Source organism: Silvimonas sp. (genome assembly GCF_031291215.1).
GTDB classification, from domain to species: Bacteria; Pseudomonadota; Gammaproteobacteria; order Burkholderiales; family Chitinibacteraceae; genus Silvimonas; species Silvimonas soli.
In genome coordinates this window covers 21,564-35,679 of sequence record NZ_JARLJK010000009.1, presented here as the reverse complement: position 1 = coordinate 35,679, position 14,116 = coordinate 21,564, and the positions used below count along the sequence as shown (strand labels likewise).

The following is a 14,116-nucleotide window of genomic DNA, read 5'->3' as shown; positions in this document are numbered from 1 at the left end:
CACATTTCCTTATTGCTACAGGAGCATTCCCATGCAAGTTCAGACCTACCTCACGTTCAACGGCAACTGCGAAGAAGTACTGGCGTTTTACAGCCAGTCATTGGGTAGCAAGACCACATATGTGGTGCGCTACAAGGAGGCTCCGGCGGATCAAGCCACTGACCCGGCGTGGGCTGAAAAGATTCTGCATTCGAACTTTTCGATAGGCGATACACAGCTTATGGCCATGGACTGTACGCCCGAGCGCGCCACGGCCCAGAAGAATGGCTTCACGCTCTCGCTGAATGTCAATACGGTGGAAGAAGGTGAGCGCTATTTCAACGCGCTGGCTGATGGCGGCCAGATAACCATGCCATTTGGCCCCACGTTCTGGACCAAAGGTTTTGGCATGGTAAAAGACAAGTTCGGCACGCCGTGGATGATCAACTGCACGGATCAATAAGCCGTCGCCAGCAGCCAGGAGGGCTGTGCGTTAGCGGTATACCGCGTAGATGAAAAACTCGCGGTTACCGTCGCCGCCGGCAATCGGGCTGGGCAGGTAATCCAGTACCGTAAAGCCGGCGGCGTGCGCGGCAGAACGAATTTTCTGTTCGACTTCCGGATAGCAGGACTCATCGCGCACGATGCCGCCTTTACCCACTTTTTGCGGCCCGACTTCAAATTGCGGTTTGACCAGAAACAGCAGTCGCGCGCCCGAATTGATAACGCTGGCAATGGCCGGCAAAACCAGCGTCAGCGAGATAAACGAGACATCGCCAACTACCAGGTCAATCGCGGCATCCAGCGCAGAAGCGATCAGTTCGGCGTTCAAATGACGGGCGTTGACGCCTTCAAATTGCTGCACGCGCGGGTCTTGTAGCAAACGCGGATGCAATTGGTCATGCCCCACCTCCACCCCCACCACCCGGCGCGCACCTGCCTGTAACAGGCAATCGGTAAAGCCGCCTGTAGAGATGCCCACGTCCAGCGCCAGCATGCCAGTCACATCCAGTCCGGTATGGGCCAGCGCCCCCGCCAGCTTTAAACCGCCGCGTGACACGAAGCGATCCGCCGCATCAGGAATAACCGTGATGGCGGCATCATCGAACACCTTAAGACTAGCCTTGGTGACCGTTTTGCCTTCCACGGCCACGCGCCCGGCCTCAAGCAAACCCTGTGCAGCGGTGCGTGACGAGGCCAGACCGAGACTGACCAGCAGCAAATCGATCCGCTGCATCAATCGCCCACTTTGTGACATTCGGAAGCAATCATATTGCCGTCGTGTTCCAGAAAACTGTCTGCACCTTTGCTATGCCACAGCCATTCGCCATCGCCCCAAGCCGCGCCAGAGGCCACTGGCGTTTGCGCGAGATCGAGAATGCGATAGGCATAGCGAATCCGCACGTGGGTCATTTCGGCATTCGATTGCACGGTAAAAGCCTGGCCGTTAGCGCATTCGTAGCGACCATTGATTTGCTCTGGCGTGGCCCAAGCCAGCGCGGGCAGCGCCAGCAAGCCGGTGACCAGGGCTTTTTGGGCGAGATGCAACATGGCGTTCTCCTGATCAGCAAAAATGCGGATTAGTCGAAATGCTCGTTCGCGGCAAGATAACGCCACTTGCCGGGCGGCAACTGACCCAAACGCACATTACCAATGCGAATCCGCTTCAACCCGACCACACGCAAACCGACCAGTTCGCACATGCGGCGGATCTGGCGTTTTTTGCCTTCACGCAAAATGAACCGCAACTGGTCTTTGTTTTGCCAGGTCACGCTGGCCGGTTTGAGCGCCGCACCATCCAGCTCCAGACCGTGATTGAGCAACCGCAGGCCCTCTTCCGACAAAGCGCCTGCCACGCGCACCAGGTATTCCTTGTCGACCGGCGAGTCTTCTCCGATCAGGGTTTTGGCAACGCGGCCATCTTGCGTCAGAACCAGCATGCCCACCGAGTCGATATCCAGCCGACCAGCCGGCGCCAGACCGCGCAAATGCTGCGGATGAAAGCGCACGCCGGAGAGATCGCCATCCCAGTGGTTATCCAGCGTCACCAGCACGGAAGCTGGTTTGTAACCACGCTCGGCCTGACCGGAAACAAAGCCGACGGGCTTGTTGATCAGGATGGTGACGCGGTTGGCCTGCGCTTGCTGCGCCGGTTTATCCAGCGTGATTTCCTGGCCTGGCAATACGCGGCTGCCCAGAATGTTGACGACCACGCCATCCACACGAACCCAGCCGCGTTCTATATAGTCATCGGCCTCACGGCGCGAGCAGATGCCCAGTGCGGCCATGCGCTTGGACAGGCGCATCGATTCGTCTGGCGCGGTCGCGCCCTGCTCGGGAACGTCTGGCGTCGATTCATCGGTCATGGTGTTCATCTCCCTGTAACTGGCCGCCTGCAAGCGAACCCGGCAGAATACCAGAATTGTAGGCATCAACTGCGCGCCGCGCCCCAAAACACGGAGAAAACATGGTGTATTACCTGGCAATCAAGCATATCCACATGCTGTGCGTGGCTCTTTCCGGTCTGCTGTTTGTGTTCCGCGGCGGCCTGATGCTGGCCAATTCGCCGCGCCTGCAGTCCACCTGGCTGAAAGTAACACCTCACGTGGTCGATAGCGCGCTGCTCCTCGCTGGCGTTACGCTGGTGATCATCAGCCACCAATATCCGGGGCAGCAACCGTGGCTGACGGCCAAACTGATCGGACTGGTGATTTACATCGTATTGGGGACAATCGCCCTGAAACGTGGCCGCACCAAGCGCACGCGGGTACTCGCTTTGATTGCGGCGCTGGCAGTGTTTGCGTGGATTATCTGCGTGGCCATTACCCGCAATCCGCTGCCGTTTATGTAGTTCGCCAAGGTGGGTTTGGCGAAGCCAATCCACCATGCACCGCCCGCATCAATACGGCGACTTCTCGCCTTCGGGCCGGGTTTTGAAGCGCCGGTGCAGCCAGTAATACTGCGCCGGGATTTCACGCACCCGGTCCTCAATAAACCGGTTCATGCGCGCGGTGTCGGCCAGCAGGTCATCAGACGGAAAATTGTCGGTCCACGCCGGATAATAGCGCGTGACGAAACCGTCTTTTTCCAGCCGCGTAATCATGGGCACCACCACCGCTCGGCCCAGTTGCGACAAGCGTGACAACGCCGGAATCGTCGCCGCCGGAATGCCAAAGAACGGCGCAAAGATAGATTCCTTCGGGCCCATATCCTGGTCAGGCAGGTAGTAGAACGGCAGCGTGTGTTGGCGCAGTGCTTTGACAATGGCGCGGATGCCATCGTTACGCTTGATCAGCAGCGGTTTGCCAAAGCGGCTGCGACCCATCAGCAGCAACTCATCCATCGGGTTCTGGTGCGATGCCGAATACATGCTGGCACCCCAGTGATCAATGGTGTGGCGGATGCCGCCGTAATCCAGCCCGATAAAATGCGGTGCCAGCAGAATGATCGATTGATCCTGCACGGCCAGATAGTGCTCGTAGCCTTCGCGACGGACCAGTTTCTCTACCCGCTTTTTCGAGCCAAACCACAGCACGCCGTAACTGAGCAGGCAGGTCGACAACAAGCGAAAGTGCTCACGGATGACTTTGCTACGCTGGCCGTCAGTCCATTCCGGGAAACACAGACGCAGATTGGTCATGCCGATGCGCCGCCGTCTTCCGGCAACCAGATAAAGCAAGCTGCCCAACGCCGCACCCAGCCAGCGCAGCACGGTAAACGGCAATAAATGCAGCAGCCAGAAAAACGCAGCCAGCAAACGGGCGGGGAAACTCATTCAGACTCCGGCTCCGGCGCACCGGCCGGACTCTTGTAACGGTTATAGCTCCACAGATACTGAGCCGGGGCTTTTAAAATCAGCCGTTCCAGATTGCGATTGAGCAAAGCGGCGTCGCGCGCAGGTTCGCCATTAAAACTGCCCTGCATTGGTTCAACGTGCATCACGTAACCGCGCCCCCACGACAAGCGCTCTGCGAAGCAGAACAGTACCGTCGCCTTATTGCTGCGCGCCAGCCGCGGCAGCAACGTCATGGTATAAGCGCGATGCCCGAAAAACGGAGCCCATGCGCCATCACCCGCCCCCGGCGCCTGGTCCGGCAGGATATAGATGGTCTGCTTTTCACGCAGGGTTTTCAGCAGCAGGCGCACGCCCTGGGCATTGGCCGGTGCCGCGCGACCATTGGCCCGATCGCGGCTTGCCAGCATCATGGGTTCCAGCCATTTGATCTTGGGCGGTCGATACAGCGCTGCCATGATGCGCGGGATATTCCAGCCCAGATACACGCCACACACTTCGATCCCACCCAGATGCGGCGACACAAAAATGATGGGCTCCGGCTTTTGCAAGGCGGCTTCAACGTGCTCCCAGCCTTGCGTACGCTTGACCATATTCGATACGTGCTGCGGCTTGCGCAGCCACGCAGCCAGCAATTCCATAGCGCCCTTGCCGTGCTCGGCAATACTTGAGCGCCTTAATCGGATATAATCTATGGTTGTATCAAATTGCGCTGCCCGCCTCGCATTGTCATCGAGCCGTCGGCGATAAGTCGGGGAAGTCCACCACGCGACCCAGCCCAATGCAAAGCCAACGGCTTGCAGGATGCATAATGGAATATATGCAAGTGGTCTGAACAAGCGCACAAGCATGTGTGGATAACCTTTCGGGCAAAACCCGGATTCTAGCGACTTTCAACCATTACAGACATGGCATTAAAGGACCATATAGCCCATGAGTGAATTCCTGTTTACCTCTGAGTCAGTCTCCGAAGGACACCCGGACAAGGTTGCAGACCAGATTTCCGACGCCATTCTCGACGCGATCCTGGCACAGGACAAGTACGCGCGCGTGGCTGCGGAAACACTGGTAAATACGGGCCTTGTGGTCCTGGCGGGTGAAATCACCACCACCGGCAATATCGATTACATCCAGATTGCGCGTGACACCATCAAGCGCATCGGCTACGACCATTCCGACATCGGTTTTGACTACAAAACCTGCGCGGTGCTGGTGGCGTACGACAAGCAATCGCCCGACATCGCCCAAGGCGTGAACGAAGGCCAGGGCATGGATCTGGACCAAGGCGCGGGTGACCAGGGGCTCATGTTTGGCTACGCTTGCGACGAAACCCCGCAACTGATGCCTGCCGCCATTTACTATGCGCACCGTCTGGTACAACGCCAGTCCGAACTGCGCAAAGATGGCCGTCTGCCATGGCTGCGCCCGGACGCCAAATCGCAAGTCACGCTCAAATACAATGCAGATACCGGCAAGGTGATTGGCGTCGACACGATTGTGTTGTCGACCCAGCACCACCCGGATGTCTCGCACGCGCAATTGACCGAAGCGGTCATCGAAGAAGTGATCAAGCCGGTGTTGCCACCGGAATGGCTGCAAAACAACCCGAAATATCTGGTCAACCCGACTGGCCGTTTCGTGATTGGTGGCCCGATGGGCGATTGCGGTCTGACTGGCCGCAAGATCATCGTCGACACCTACGGCGGTGCAGCACCACACGGTGGCGGCGCGTTTTCGGGTAAAGACCCATCCAAGGTGGATCGTTCCGCTGCGTATGCCGGTCGTTACGTCGCCAAGAATATTGTCGCTGCGGGCATTGCCAAGCAGTGTCTAGTGCAGATCAGCTACGCGATTGGCGTATCCAAGCCAGTTTCGATCATGGTCGATACCTGGGGCACTTCCAAGCTGTCCAATGAACAAATCGTTGATTTGATCAAAAAGCATTTCGACCTGCGCCCCAAGGGCATTGTGCAAATGCTGGATCTGCTGCGCCCGGTGTACACACGCACTGCCGCGTATGGTCACTTTGGCCGCGAAGAGCCGGATTTCAGCTGGGAACGCACCGACAAGGCCGAAGCGCTGCGCGCTGATGCAGGCTTGTAAACAACGGCTGGTGAGTTAAAAAACGGGGCGATTCAGCCCCGTTTTTTATTTGGCCACATGTGGGCGCTGTACCTTGTGGCAGCCATGGTCATCAATCTGAATGCCGCACCTGTCACACTGGAAGTCTGACCTTACCCCCTTGACATGAACCTCTGCGGCAAGAGTTCCTCACAACTTGTATCGATATGCGCTATTTTGCGAATACGACACTAATAATCTTCGGCCATCGGGGTATCCATTGAGCATATCAACAGGTCTCTTTTTGCTGGTTCTGCTGATCGCGTTATCCGCCTTCTTCTCGATGTCGGAAATCTCGTTAGCCTCCGCGCGTAAATTCAAACTGCAAATGCTGGCCGAAGAAGGCGAGCCACGCGCGCAAGCGGTGATCGATCTGCAAGAAAAGCCCGGAGACTTCTTTACCGTGGTGCAGATTGGCGTCAATGCCGTGGCCATTCTGGGCGGGATTGTGGGGGACGCCACTTTCTCGCCGCTGCTGTTGCGACTGTTTGGCTCGCTGGACCCGGCGCTGGCCGCCAAGCTGGCCTTTCTAAGCACCTTTTTGATCACCACCGGTTTGTTCATCCAGTTTGCGGATCTGATTCCCAAGCGCCTCGGCATGGTGGCGCCAGAACAGGTGGCGGTGGCCATCGTGCGGCCAATGCGCTGGTGTTCGTTGATCCTGATGCCATTCGTGTTGTTGTTTAACGGCGTCGCCACAATGGTGTTGAAAATGCTGGGCATGCCCGCCCAGCGCTCAGAAACTGTCACCGCCGGCGAGATCGTGGCTCTGGTCGACGCCGGAGCCGAGGCAGGAACGCTGCACAAGCAGGAACACCGCTTTATTGAAAACGTGTTTGAACTGGCCGAACGCTTTTTACCCTCTGCCATGACCGCACGCGAAGCCGTAGTTTATTTCTCGCTCACCGATACGGATGCCGCCATCCGCCAGAAGATCGCCAGCCAGCCGCACGCCAAGTTTCCGCTGTGCGAGAACAGCAGTATCGACACCGTGTTTGCCTATATCGATGCCAAAGATTTGCTGCATGCCATCCTGAAAAATCCGCAAGCAGCACTGGTTGCCACGCTGCGCGAAATCGCCGTCAAAACCGTGCTGGTGGTGCCCGATACATTATCGCTGGCCGACGTACTGGATCGATTCCGCGAAACCCGTGAAGACTTCGCAGTGATCATCAACGAATATGCGTTGGTCGTGGGCGTGATCTCGCTCAATGACGTCACCGGCCAGTTGATTGGCAGCATCGTCGATAACAGTGATGAAGACCAGATCGTGCGCCGCGATGAGAATTCCTGGCTGGTCGATGGCATGACCCCGATTGGCGATCTGAAGCGTGCCATTGAACTGAACGAAATGCCCGATGAAGAGAACTACGACACGCTGGCGGGCTTTTTGATGCTCAAGCTCAAACGTATCCCCAAGAAAGCCGAGGCAGTGGAATACGGCGGGTTCCGTTTTGAGGTGGTGGATATTGACCATCACAAGATCGATCAGGTCTTGATCAGCCGCTTGCCGGCATGAAAAAAGGGGCACATGGCCCCTTTTTTTACACCCTTCGCGGGTTAGCGCAGAACGCTGGCAGGCTTATTTCTTGCCTTTGTTCAGGTCTTTGTCCACGTAGTACTTGGTGCCGGACACGGTAACTTCAGCATCAGCGCCGTTTTCGGTGAACTGGTAAGCGTAAACGCCTTCCCCAACGGCACGAGCACCTTCAAAACCACCACCTGTATCACCCGCCTTGGCCGACGCGCCCGCTTCACCACCAAACACCCAGCCTTTGGTCACAAACTTGTGGAAAGCTTCTTTGTTCGGAAATATCAGCACCAACCGGGTATTTTTGATACCCAGACCCAAGCCACCCTTGACTTGAACCATACGCATGAATATTTCATGCCCATCGCTTTGGTTCACCGCCAAGCCTTCACCACCACCGGCACCCGCAAACAATATGGTCGCGCTGCCGTTATTAAAGACAGCATAACCGGCGGATTTGGCAATGGCATCCTTGGCAGTCGGATGCTTCTTGTAAACCGTCTCCAGCGTGTCCTTGGTCACAGCGCGAACTGCCTGGCGTTGTTCCTCTGGAGTCTTGGCGTTGGCGCCAGCTGAGCCACCCGTAGCAGGCATTTCATCAGCGTAAGCCTGGGCACCGAAAAGCAGAGCAACTGCTGCGGGGATAACGAGCCATTTCTTGTTCATATTGATGTTCTCCTATCAAGTGACATTATCGGTATGCAACACCGTCAATCCCGGAATCTGCGTTCCGTCCATATTGCCGCGCGGATGCAGCAACTGGTTCGGCGGGTGCCGAATTACTTTCCCCCTGATACATTCCTTCAATATAAGCCAGCGCCAGCCAGATGCACTGTGCGGGACATGCTTGTTATAGCCAGGGTCGCGCCAAGTTGCCTGGCTGTCTTACACCGTCACAGCGGTAATTTGTCATTTCAACAACAATCGGATTACCCGAGCAAACACATCGCCATAAGGTGGCTCCAGCCAATCCATCGCTCGCACTACGCCTTGGCGCAGCACCGGTTTCAGATGTGAGAACGTGTCAAACCCGGCCTGGCCGTGATATGCGCCCATCCCGCTTTGCCCCACACCACCAAACGGCAGATCAGCCGCGGCGATATGCAACAAGGTGTCGTTAATGGTGACGCCACCGGCCTGTGTTTCTCGCAGGATGCGAGTCTGTTTCTTGCGCGACCGGGTAAATGCATACAGCGCCAGTGGCTGCGGACGCTGGTCGATATAGCTCAGTGCTTGTTCCAGATCGTCATACGGCACGAGCGGCAATAACGGTCCAAAGAGTTCTTCGTTCAACAATCGCGCATCGTCGGGCACGCCGGTGTACACATATGGCGTAAAAAACCGGGACTCCGCCGAATTGGCCTGCGGCGGCACCAAGGCATGAGCTAACGCGCCCAGCGTCAATGCATCGTCGTGGATCTTCTGCATCCGCTGATACTGCGCAGGCGTCGCCATTGAGGCAAAGTCTTGCGGAAAATCCGGGTAGTGTCGTTGTGTCCAGCGTTTGGCGATGGCAATAAAATCAGCCTCGCGCCCACGCGGCAGCAATACATAGTCTGGTGCGATGCAGGTTTGCCCGGCATTCACCAGCTTGCCGTACAAGATGCGCGAGACCGCCTGTTCAAAATCGTAGTCATTCAGTATCAACGCAGGCGACTTGCCGCCCAACTCCAGCGTCACCGGCGTCAGGTTTTTCGCAGCAGTCTGCATAACGCTGCGCCCGACGCTGGTCGAACCAGTAAAGAGCAAATAATCAAACGGCAACTCGACAAACGCCTTGGCCTGGCTGACATCGCCGCCCAGGAACACCAGTTCGTCTTGCGCAAAATAGTGGGGGCATAGCTGTTGCAGTAACTGGCACAGCGCCGGCGATGCCTCAGACAACTTGATCAGCGCCCGGTTACCGGCAGCAAATGCGGCAATCAACGGCCCAAAGGCCAGAAATACCGGGTAATTCCAGGGCACCACAATGCCAACCACACCGCGCGGCTGCGGCAATACCTGCGCCCGCGCTGGCCATAATTGCCAGCCCGTGGCTCGCCGACGCGCCCTCATCCAGCGTGGACCGGCATGTAATGCATGGGCGATACCAGCCAGCGTTGGCGCCAATTCCAGCAGCTCGGTTTCCTGAGCCGGACGCTGACCAAAATCGTTATTGATGGCGGCGATGATGGCCTGACGATTTTCCAGAAGCAGCCGCCGCAATGCCAGCAACCTCGCCGCCCGCTGTGACCAGTCGGGAAACGGCTGGGCGCGCTGTGCCTTCCGTAAACGGGCAAAGTGGACGCCGAGATCACTGCGGGTCAGTTCGGGCAAATCATGTTGGGCGTTTTGCATTGGCGCTCGGGCTAAACCTGGCTCTGGCGTGAATGAATAAACATCATTGTAGGTACATTCGCACAAATCAGTCATAGGATGCTCGCCGCATTCGTTTGTTTGAAATGTCCTACATGCATCGGACTCACGGCGGCATGAAGCTGGCGGCGAGCCAGCAATGGATGCTCAGTGTTAAGATGCCCCGTTGTTATTAGAAGATATGACAAGACATCGTGAGCCAGACGCCCATCAGCTTTGAATTCTTTCCGCCCAAAACCACCGAGGGCGCCGACAAACTGCGGATTACGCGGCGGCAGCTGGCGCAGTTCAAGCCAGAATATTGCTCGGTGACCTTTGGCGCGGGCGGCACCACCCAGGATGGCACGCTCAATGCTGTGCTGGACATCCAGTCCGAAGGGCTGGCAGCGGCGCCGCATTTGTCCTGTATCGGCTCCAGCCGGGCCAGCGTGGCCGAGATTCTGCAACGCTATCGTGACAACGGCATTCGCCATATCGTGGCTTTACGTGGCGATATTCCGTCAGGCATGGTGGATGTCGGTGAGTTCCGTTACGCCAACGAACTGGTGGCGTTTATCCGCGAACAACACGGCAATCATTTCCACATTGAAGTGGCGGCCTACCCGGAATATCACCCGCAATCCGCCAGTGCCGAGGCTGACCTGCGCAACTTTGTGAACAAGGTCAACGCCGGCGCGGATTCGGCTATCACACAGTATTTCTTCAATGCCGATGCCTACTTCCGCTTTGTGGATGAAGTGACCGCGCGCGGGGTGAAGATTCCGGTAGTGCCAGGCATCATGCCGATCCAGAATTTCAATCAGCTCAATCGGTTCTCGGAAATGTGCGGGGCGGAAATTCCGCGCTGGCTCAAGCTGCGCCTGCAATCGTTTGGTGATGACAGCGCATCGATCCGCGCTTTGGGTCTGGATTTCATTACCGAGCTATGCGACCGTCTGCTGACTGCTGGCGTGCCTGGTCTGCACTTTTACACACTCAATGCCGCTGGTGCGGTATCGACGATCTGCCAGCGTCTGGGCCGCTAAAGCGGGCTCGCAGGCAATACCAAAACAAAAGGGCCGAATCATCGGCCCTTTGTTTTGTGCGGATAATAACCAGGGAAATAACGGCTTAACGCTGCACTGGCACCACGCGGCTGGTCTGGCCGTCGCTGATCACGTCAACCCGTTGCCCGGCCGAGAAGCTCATGTCCGCCGCCTGGGTAATCACCAAGCGTTGGCCGTTATCCAGGCGCACGGTAATTTCCAGCGCAGCCTGCGTCGATGAGTTCTTTTCGATCTGGTTACCCGCTACCCCACCGGCAATCGCGCCCAGCACACCCGCCACAATCGCGCCGTTGCCACCGCCAATCTGGCTACCAGCTGCCCCGCCAATCACGCCACCCGCAATGGTGCCGATTGCATTAGTGTCATTCTGAATGCGCACGTTACGAACACTTTCCACAATCCCCGCCTGCGCCGTAGAGGTACGCATGGCCTGGCTGCGAGTGTAAGTGTTGGCCGAATCACTGGCGCAACCGACCAGCGCGAGCGAGGTAGCGGCAAGAGCAATGACAAGGGTGCTGCGCAGTTTCATGGCTATCTCCGGATGCTGAAGTACGTATGAATTTTCACAAGGAATCAACACATTATAGTTGCTTCAGGTAGCACCTGACGCCGCAACATTCACACTGGCCGCCGCCGGAACCAGCCAGTCAGTGAGCGGCGTTCTCGTGTCGCCGGCAGCACTTCATGCTCGAAGCGGTCAGACAGAAACAGCACCAGCGTACCGCCATGCGGAGTCACATCCTGCGTGCGACCATGGTCCTGGCTGTCCAGATAAATGCGCAGCTGGCCGCCATCGCTATCTTGCCAGTCTTCGTTCAGGTACAGCACGAAGGTCACAACCCGCGTATCAGCGTTGCGGTGCTGGTCCAGATGGCGCTGGTAAAAGCCACCGGCCGGATAGACCGCGAAATGGGCTTCAAATTCCACCAGTCCCAGATAAAGACTGGCATTGAAGGCCTGGCGCAATTCTTCCAGTTGGTCCAGCACCGGCACCGCGAGCGGCGCATCGTTGTCCAGCCACAGGACTTCATCCCCACGAATGCTGATATCACGCTGATAACCTTGCTCGCGCCCGATCCCGGCAGGGCGAAAATCAGCCTGGAGCGCGTCCATATCGGCCCGCAGTGCGGCGACCTGTTGCGGATTCAAAAACCCTGGCCAGACAAACTTGCCTTCATCGACCAGTGCTTGCACGACGGTGTTGTACCCACTCAACAACGGATTCTCCTGTTAATTCGATAACCCTGGTTTCTTCCGGTTTGGCGCGCGGCGGAATCAGGAAGTCCTGTGGACGAGTCAACGCGCGTCGCAGCAGTCTGCCAACAATGGGACGAGTCGAACGCAGGGTCAGTTTGCGCGAACGCAGCGCCACCCACAGCGCCAGCCCGAAACTCACCAGCAAGTTGATCAAGCCGATCAGCGCGATGCCGACCGCCGAAATGGCCACTACGTGCCAGTCCAGCGTGAAGTCATAACTCACTGCGGCAAACGACAGATACGCAGACGAGAAAGTGATATGGCGAATATCAATCGGCAAGCCCAGTAGTACGCCTATGGTACCAATCGTGCCCAGCATCAAGCCAAAGTAGAAATTACCAGCCAGCGCGCCCAGATTGTCGCCAATGTAAGTACCAAGCCGCCTGGCGCGCGATTCGCCGGCCAGCCTGTTCAGCCACGGCAAGGCAGCGATCCGTTGCGGAATCTGGTTATACAACGCTTTGTTGTCGTAATAACCCGAGATCAATCCGGCCAGAAACAGGCATACCCCGGCGATACCAGCGTGAAACAAAGCCAGGCTCTGGATCGGATTCAGGTCGTGCAACAGATGCTGGGCTTTGTCGACGTCCACCACCGGGCTACCGGTTACCCAGACCCACGCCAGCGCAATCAGCAACGCGGTTGGCAGCACCACCAGCACGTTGCCCATGATCGCCACAAACTGGGTGCGAAAGACTTTGACGATCAACTCACTGAGTTGGTTGATGTCTTCCGGCTTAAGCTTGCCCGAGCGCGTGCCTTCATGCAGCGTGGCGGCAATCTTCGCTGCCGTCATCGCCGGTTGTTTGGTAGCGATAGTGCAATGAACGATATGCACCAGCATGAAACCAAACGCGTAGTTCAAGCCGAAAACCAGCGCTTCCAGCAATAGCGGCAAGTGCGCTTTGGCCACCAGCAGCTTGAACAGCGCCATAAAGCCGACAATCAACCCGGCGCCCGCGGCCGAGCGGAACATGTTGCGCCATTCCTTGCGCGACTCGGCAATGTAGTGGCCGCCGGTGTGGCTGGCATGTTCAGTCACCTGCAGCGCCAGCAATTCGGTATTTTCAGCGAACACGTCCCGCAAGGAGTGTTTGCGGTTTTCGGCACGGACCAGGGCGATACTGACGCCCAGCATGGCTTCGCCTTTTTCCTTGGTGCGAGATACTGAAACCACCCGCAGCAGGGCTTTAAGCCGTTCAATATGCTGAGTGAGGCGCAGCAGATGGTACGTGAGGCTCACCGATACCCCGTTGCGCAGCGCGTGTTTGCGCACCCGCACCACCACTTCTTCACACTGTTCCAGCAATACCAGAATGTGGCGCTCGTCTTCCTGCGGCGGCACCTTGTTGGTCATTGCCTGCAGGTTGTGTTCGATGAAGGTATGGACTTCCAGATTCTGCCGCACGAACGGCGACACAAAACGCTTGGCGTCTGGATGATTGCGCACGATCTCCGGCTCAAGCCCGATCGCGGCAATGCGCGTCGACAGGACCTCAATGGCCTCCAGCACTTGCACCCGAATCCGCCCGATTTGCTCGAAGTCGGTTTCCTCTTCGATATGCAGCGCCCGGCCCAGGCTAAACCAGATGTCCTGCGGAATCGCCTCGAGCCAGATGTAATCGTTATGCCGAAAAAACACGCTGCCAAACAGATCGCGCAGCGAGCCGGGAATGGGCGCGGGCGGCAGGATGCGGTCGCCAATGCGGCGCGATACCGCGGCAAAAAAACTCTCGTTCGACAAAATGCCGGTGTCGGCAAAGAACTGCACTTGCTCGCTGCGCGACAGCACCGACAGCAGACAACGGCGCACGGCGGCACGAGCTTGGGGCGATTGCTCCAGCAAATACGCCAACGAGCGCACGCTGTTGATGGCGGCTTGCGTGTCGTCTACCCGGCGTGGCCGCATGGCCGCAACCAGTTGCCGCAGCAACTCCGGGGCGCGCTCGGGGGATGCATCTATCATGGCGTGCAAGGTTGCTTGCATGCATTCTCCTGGAGTGGGTCAAGTTCACGATCTGGGCGATCGATTGT

At 57.4% G+C, this 14,116-nt stretch carries 15 protein-coding genes; 5 read left to right on the top strand and 10 right to left on the bottom strand.

What is annotated here, in order from left to right; translation table 11 throughout:
- Nucleotides 1–31 precede the first annotated feature (31 nt).
- Nucleotides 32–442, top strand: coding sequence for a VOC family protein (locus tag P4L78_RS00335; RefSeq protein WP_283150938.1), 411 nt, complete (start codon nucleotides 32–34; stop codon nucleotides 440–442).
- Between the two features lie 30 nt (nucleotides 443–472).
- On the opposite strand, the gene P4L78_RS00330 is transcribed toward P4L78_RS00335, so the two are convergent.
- Genes P4L78_RS00330 through P4L78_RS00320 form a run of 3 tightly spaced genes read right to left on the bottom strand, consistent with a single transcriptional unit; the run spans nucleotide 473 to nucleotide 2,345 of the window.
- Entirely contained in the window at nucleotides 473–1,216 is a 744-nt protein-coding gene (locus tag P4L78_RS00330) for a TlyA family RNA methyltransferase (protein WP_309326226.1), read from the bottom strand.
- A complete protein-coding gene (locus tag P4L78_RS00325; RefSeq protein WP_309326225.1) occupies nucleotides 1,216–1,530 on the bottom strand; it encodes an MliC family protein in 315 nt (104 codons plus the stop codon). Before P4L78_RS00325 ends, P4L78_RS00330 begins: the two co-directional genes overlap by 1 nt.
- A gap of 29 nt (nucleotides 1,531–1,559) precedes the next feature.
- Nucleotides 1,560–2,345 carry a pseudouridine synthase gene (locus tag P4L78_RS00320; protein WP_309326223.1) on the bottom strand — a complete coding sequence of 262 codons (786 nt, stop codon included), beginning with the start codon at nucleotides 2,343–2,345 and terminating at the stop codon, nucleotides 1,560–1,562.
- A gap of 101 nt (nucleotides 2,346–2,446) precedes the next feature.
- Here P4L78_RS00320 and P4L78_RS00315 point away from each other — a divergent pair, with 101 nt between their 5' ends.
- Nucleotides 2,447–2,830 (top strand): SirB2 family protein, encoded by a 384-nt coding sequence (locus P4L78_RS00315; RefSeq protein WP_309326222.1) that lies wholly within the window; start codon nucleotides 2,447–2,449, stop codon nucleotides 2,828–2,830.
- A gap of 48 nt (nucleotides 2,831–2,878) precedes the next feature.
- On the opposite strand, the gene P4L78_RS00310 is transcribed toward P4L78_RS00315, so the two are convergent.
- The gene (locus P4L78_RS00310) at nucleotides 2,879–3,754 is read right to left on the bottom strand and encodes a lipid A biosynthesis lauroyl acyltransferase (protein WP_309326221.1); all 876 of its coding nucleotides are present in this window, start codon (nucleotides 3,752–3,754) and stop codon (nucleotides 2,879–2,881) included.
- Nucleotides 3,751–4,623 carry a lysophospholipid acyltransferase family protein gene (locus tag P4L78_RS00305; RefSeq protein WP_309326220.1) on the bottom strand — a complete coding sequence of 291 codons (873 nt, stop codon included), beginning with the start codon at nucleotides 4,621–4,623 and terminating at the stop codon, nucleotides 3,751–3,753. Before P4L78_RS00305 ends, P4L78_RS00310 begins: the two co-directional genes overlap by 4 nt.
- A gap of 82 nt (nucleotides 4,624–4,705) precedes the next feature.
- Between P4L78_RS00305 and metK the strand changes: the two genes are divergently transcribed.
- Nucleotides 4,706–5,875: a methionine adenosyltransferase gene (gene metK / locus P4L78_RS00300; RefSeq protein ID WP_283150945.1), complete on the top strand. Its 1,170-nt coding sequence runs from the start codon at nucleotides 4,706–4,708 to the stop codon at nucleotides 5,873–5,875.
- Nucleotides 5,876–6,137: 262 nt separating this feature from the next.
- Nucleotides 6,138–7,412: a hemolysin family protein gene (locus P4L78_RS00295; RefSeq protein WP_309326219.1), complete on the top strand. Its 1,275-nt coding sequence runs from the start codon at nucleotides 6,138–6,140 to the stop codon at nucleotides 7,410–7,412.
- 63 nt (nucleotides 7,413–7,475) lie between these two features.
- Here the strand turns inward: P4L78_RS00295 and P4L78_RS00290 are convergent, their stop codons facing one another.
- Nucleotides 7,476–8,090: a YSC84-related protein gene (locus P4L78_RS00290; RefSeq protein ID WP_309326218.1), complete on the bottom strand. Its 615-nt coding sequence runs from the start codon at nucleotides 8,088–8,090 to the stop codon at nucleotides 7,476–7,478.
- 243 nt (nucleotides 8,091–8,333) lie between these two features.
- Entirely contained in the window at nucleotides 8,334–9,761 is a 1,428-nt protein-coding gene (locus P4L78_RS00285; RefSeq protein WP_309326217.1) for a coniferyl aldehyde dehydrogenase, read from the bottom strand.
- Nucleotides 9,762–9,973: 212 nt separating this feature from the next.
- Here P4L78_RS00285 and metF point away from each other — a divergent pair, with 212 nt between their 5' ends.
- Nucleotides 9,974–10,804 (top strand): methylenetetrahydrofolate reductase [NAD(P)H], encoded by an 831-nt coding sequence (gene metF / locus P4L78_RS00280; RefSeq protein WP_309326216.1) that lies wholly within the window; start codon nucleotides 9,974–9,976, stop codon nucleotides 10,802–10,804.
- 85 nt (nucleotides 10,805–10,889) lie between these two features.
- On the opposite strand, the gene P4L78_RS00275 is transcribed toward metF, so the two are convergent.
- The 3 genes from P4L78_RS00275 to P4L78_RS00265 all read right to left on the bottom strand — a co-directional run bounded on the left by P4L78_RS00275 (nucleotide 10,890) and on the right by P4L78_RS00265 (nucleotide 14,069).
- A complete protein-coding gene (locus P4L78_RS00275; protein WP_309326215.1) occupies nucleotides 10,890–11,354 on the bottom strand; it encodes a glycine zipper 2TM domain-containing protein in 465 nt (154 codons plus the stop codon).
- A gap of 89 nt (nucleotides 11,355–11,443) precedes the next feature.
- Nucleotides 11,444–12,040, bottom strand: a complete 597-nt coding sequence (locus P4L78_RS00270) for a 2OG-Fe(II) oxygenase (RefSeq protein ID WP_309326214.1) — start codon at nucleotides 12,038–12,040, stop codon at nucleotides 11,444–11,446.
- On the bottom strand, nucleotides 12,000–14,069 hold the full coding sequence (locus P4L78_RS00265) for a site-specific recombinase (protein WP_309326213.1): 2,070 nt from the start codon (nucleotides 14,067–14,069) through the stop codon (nucleotides 12,000–12,002). The genes P4L78_RS00270 and P4L78_RS00265 overlap by 41 nt, the downstream gene beginning before the upstream one ends.
- Nucleotides 14,070–14,116 lie beyond the last annotated feature (47 nt).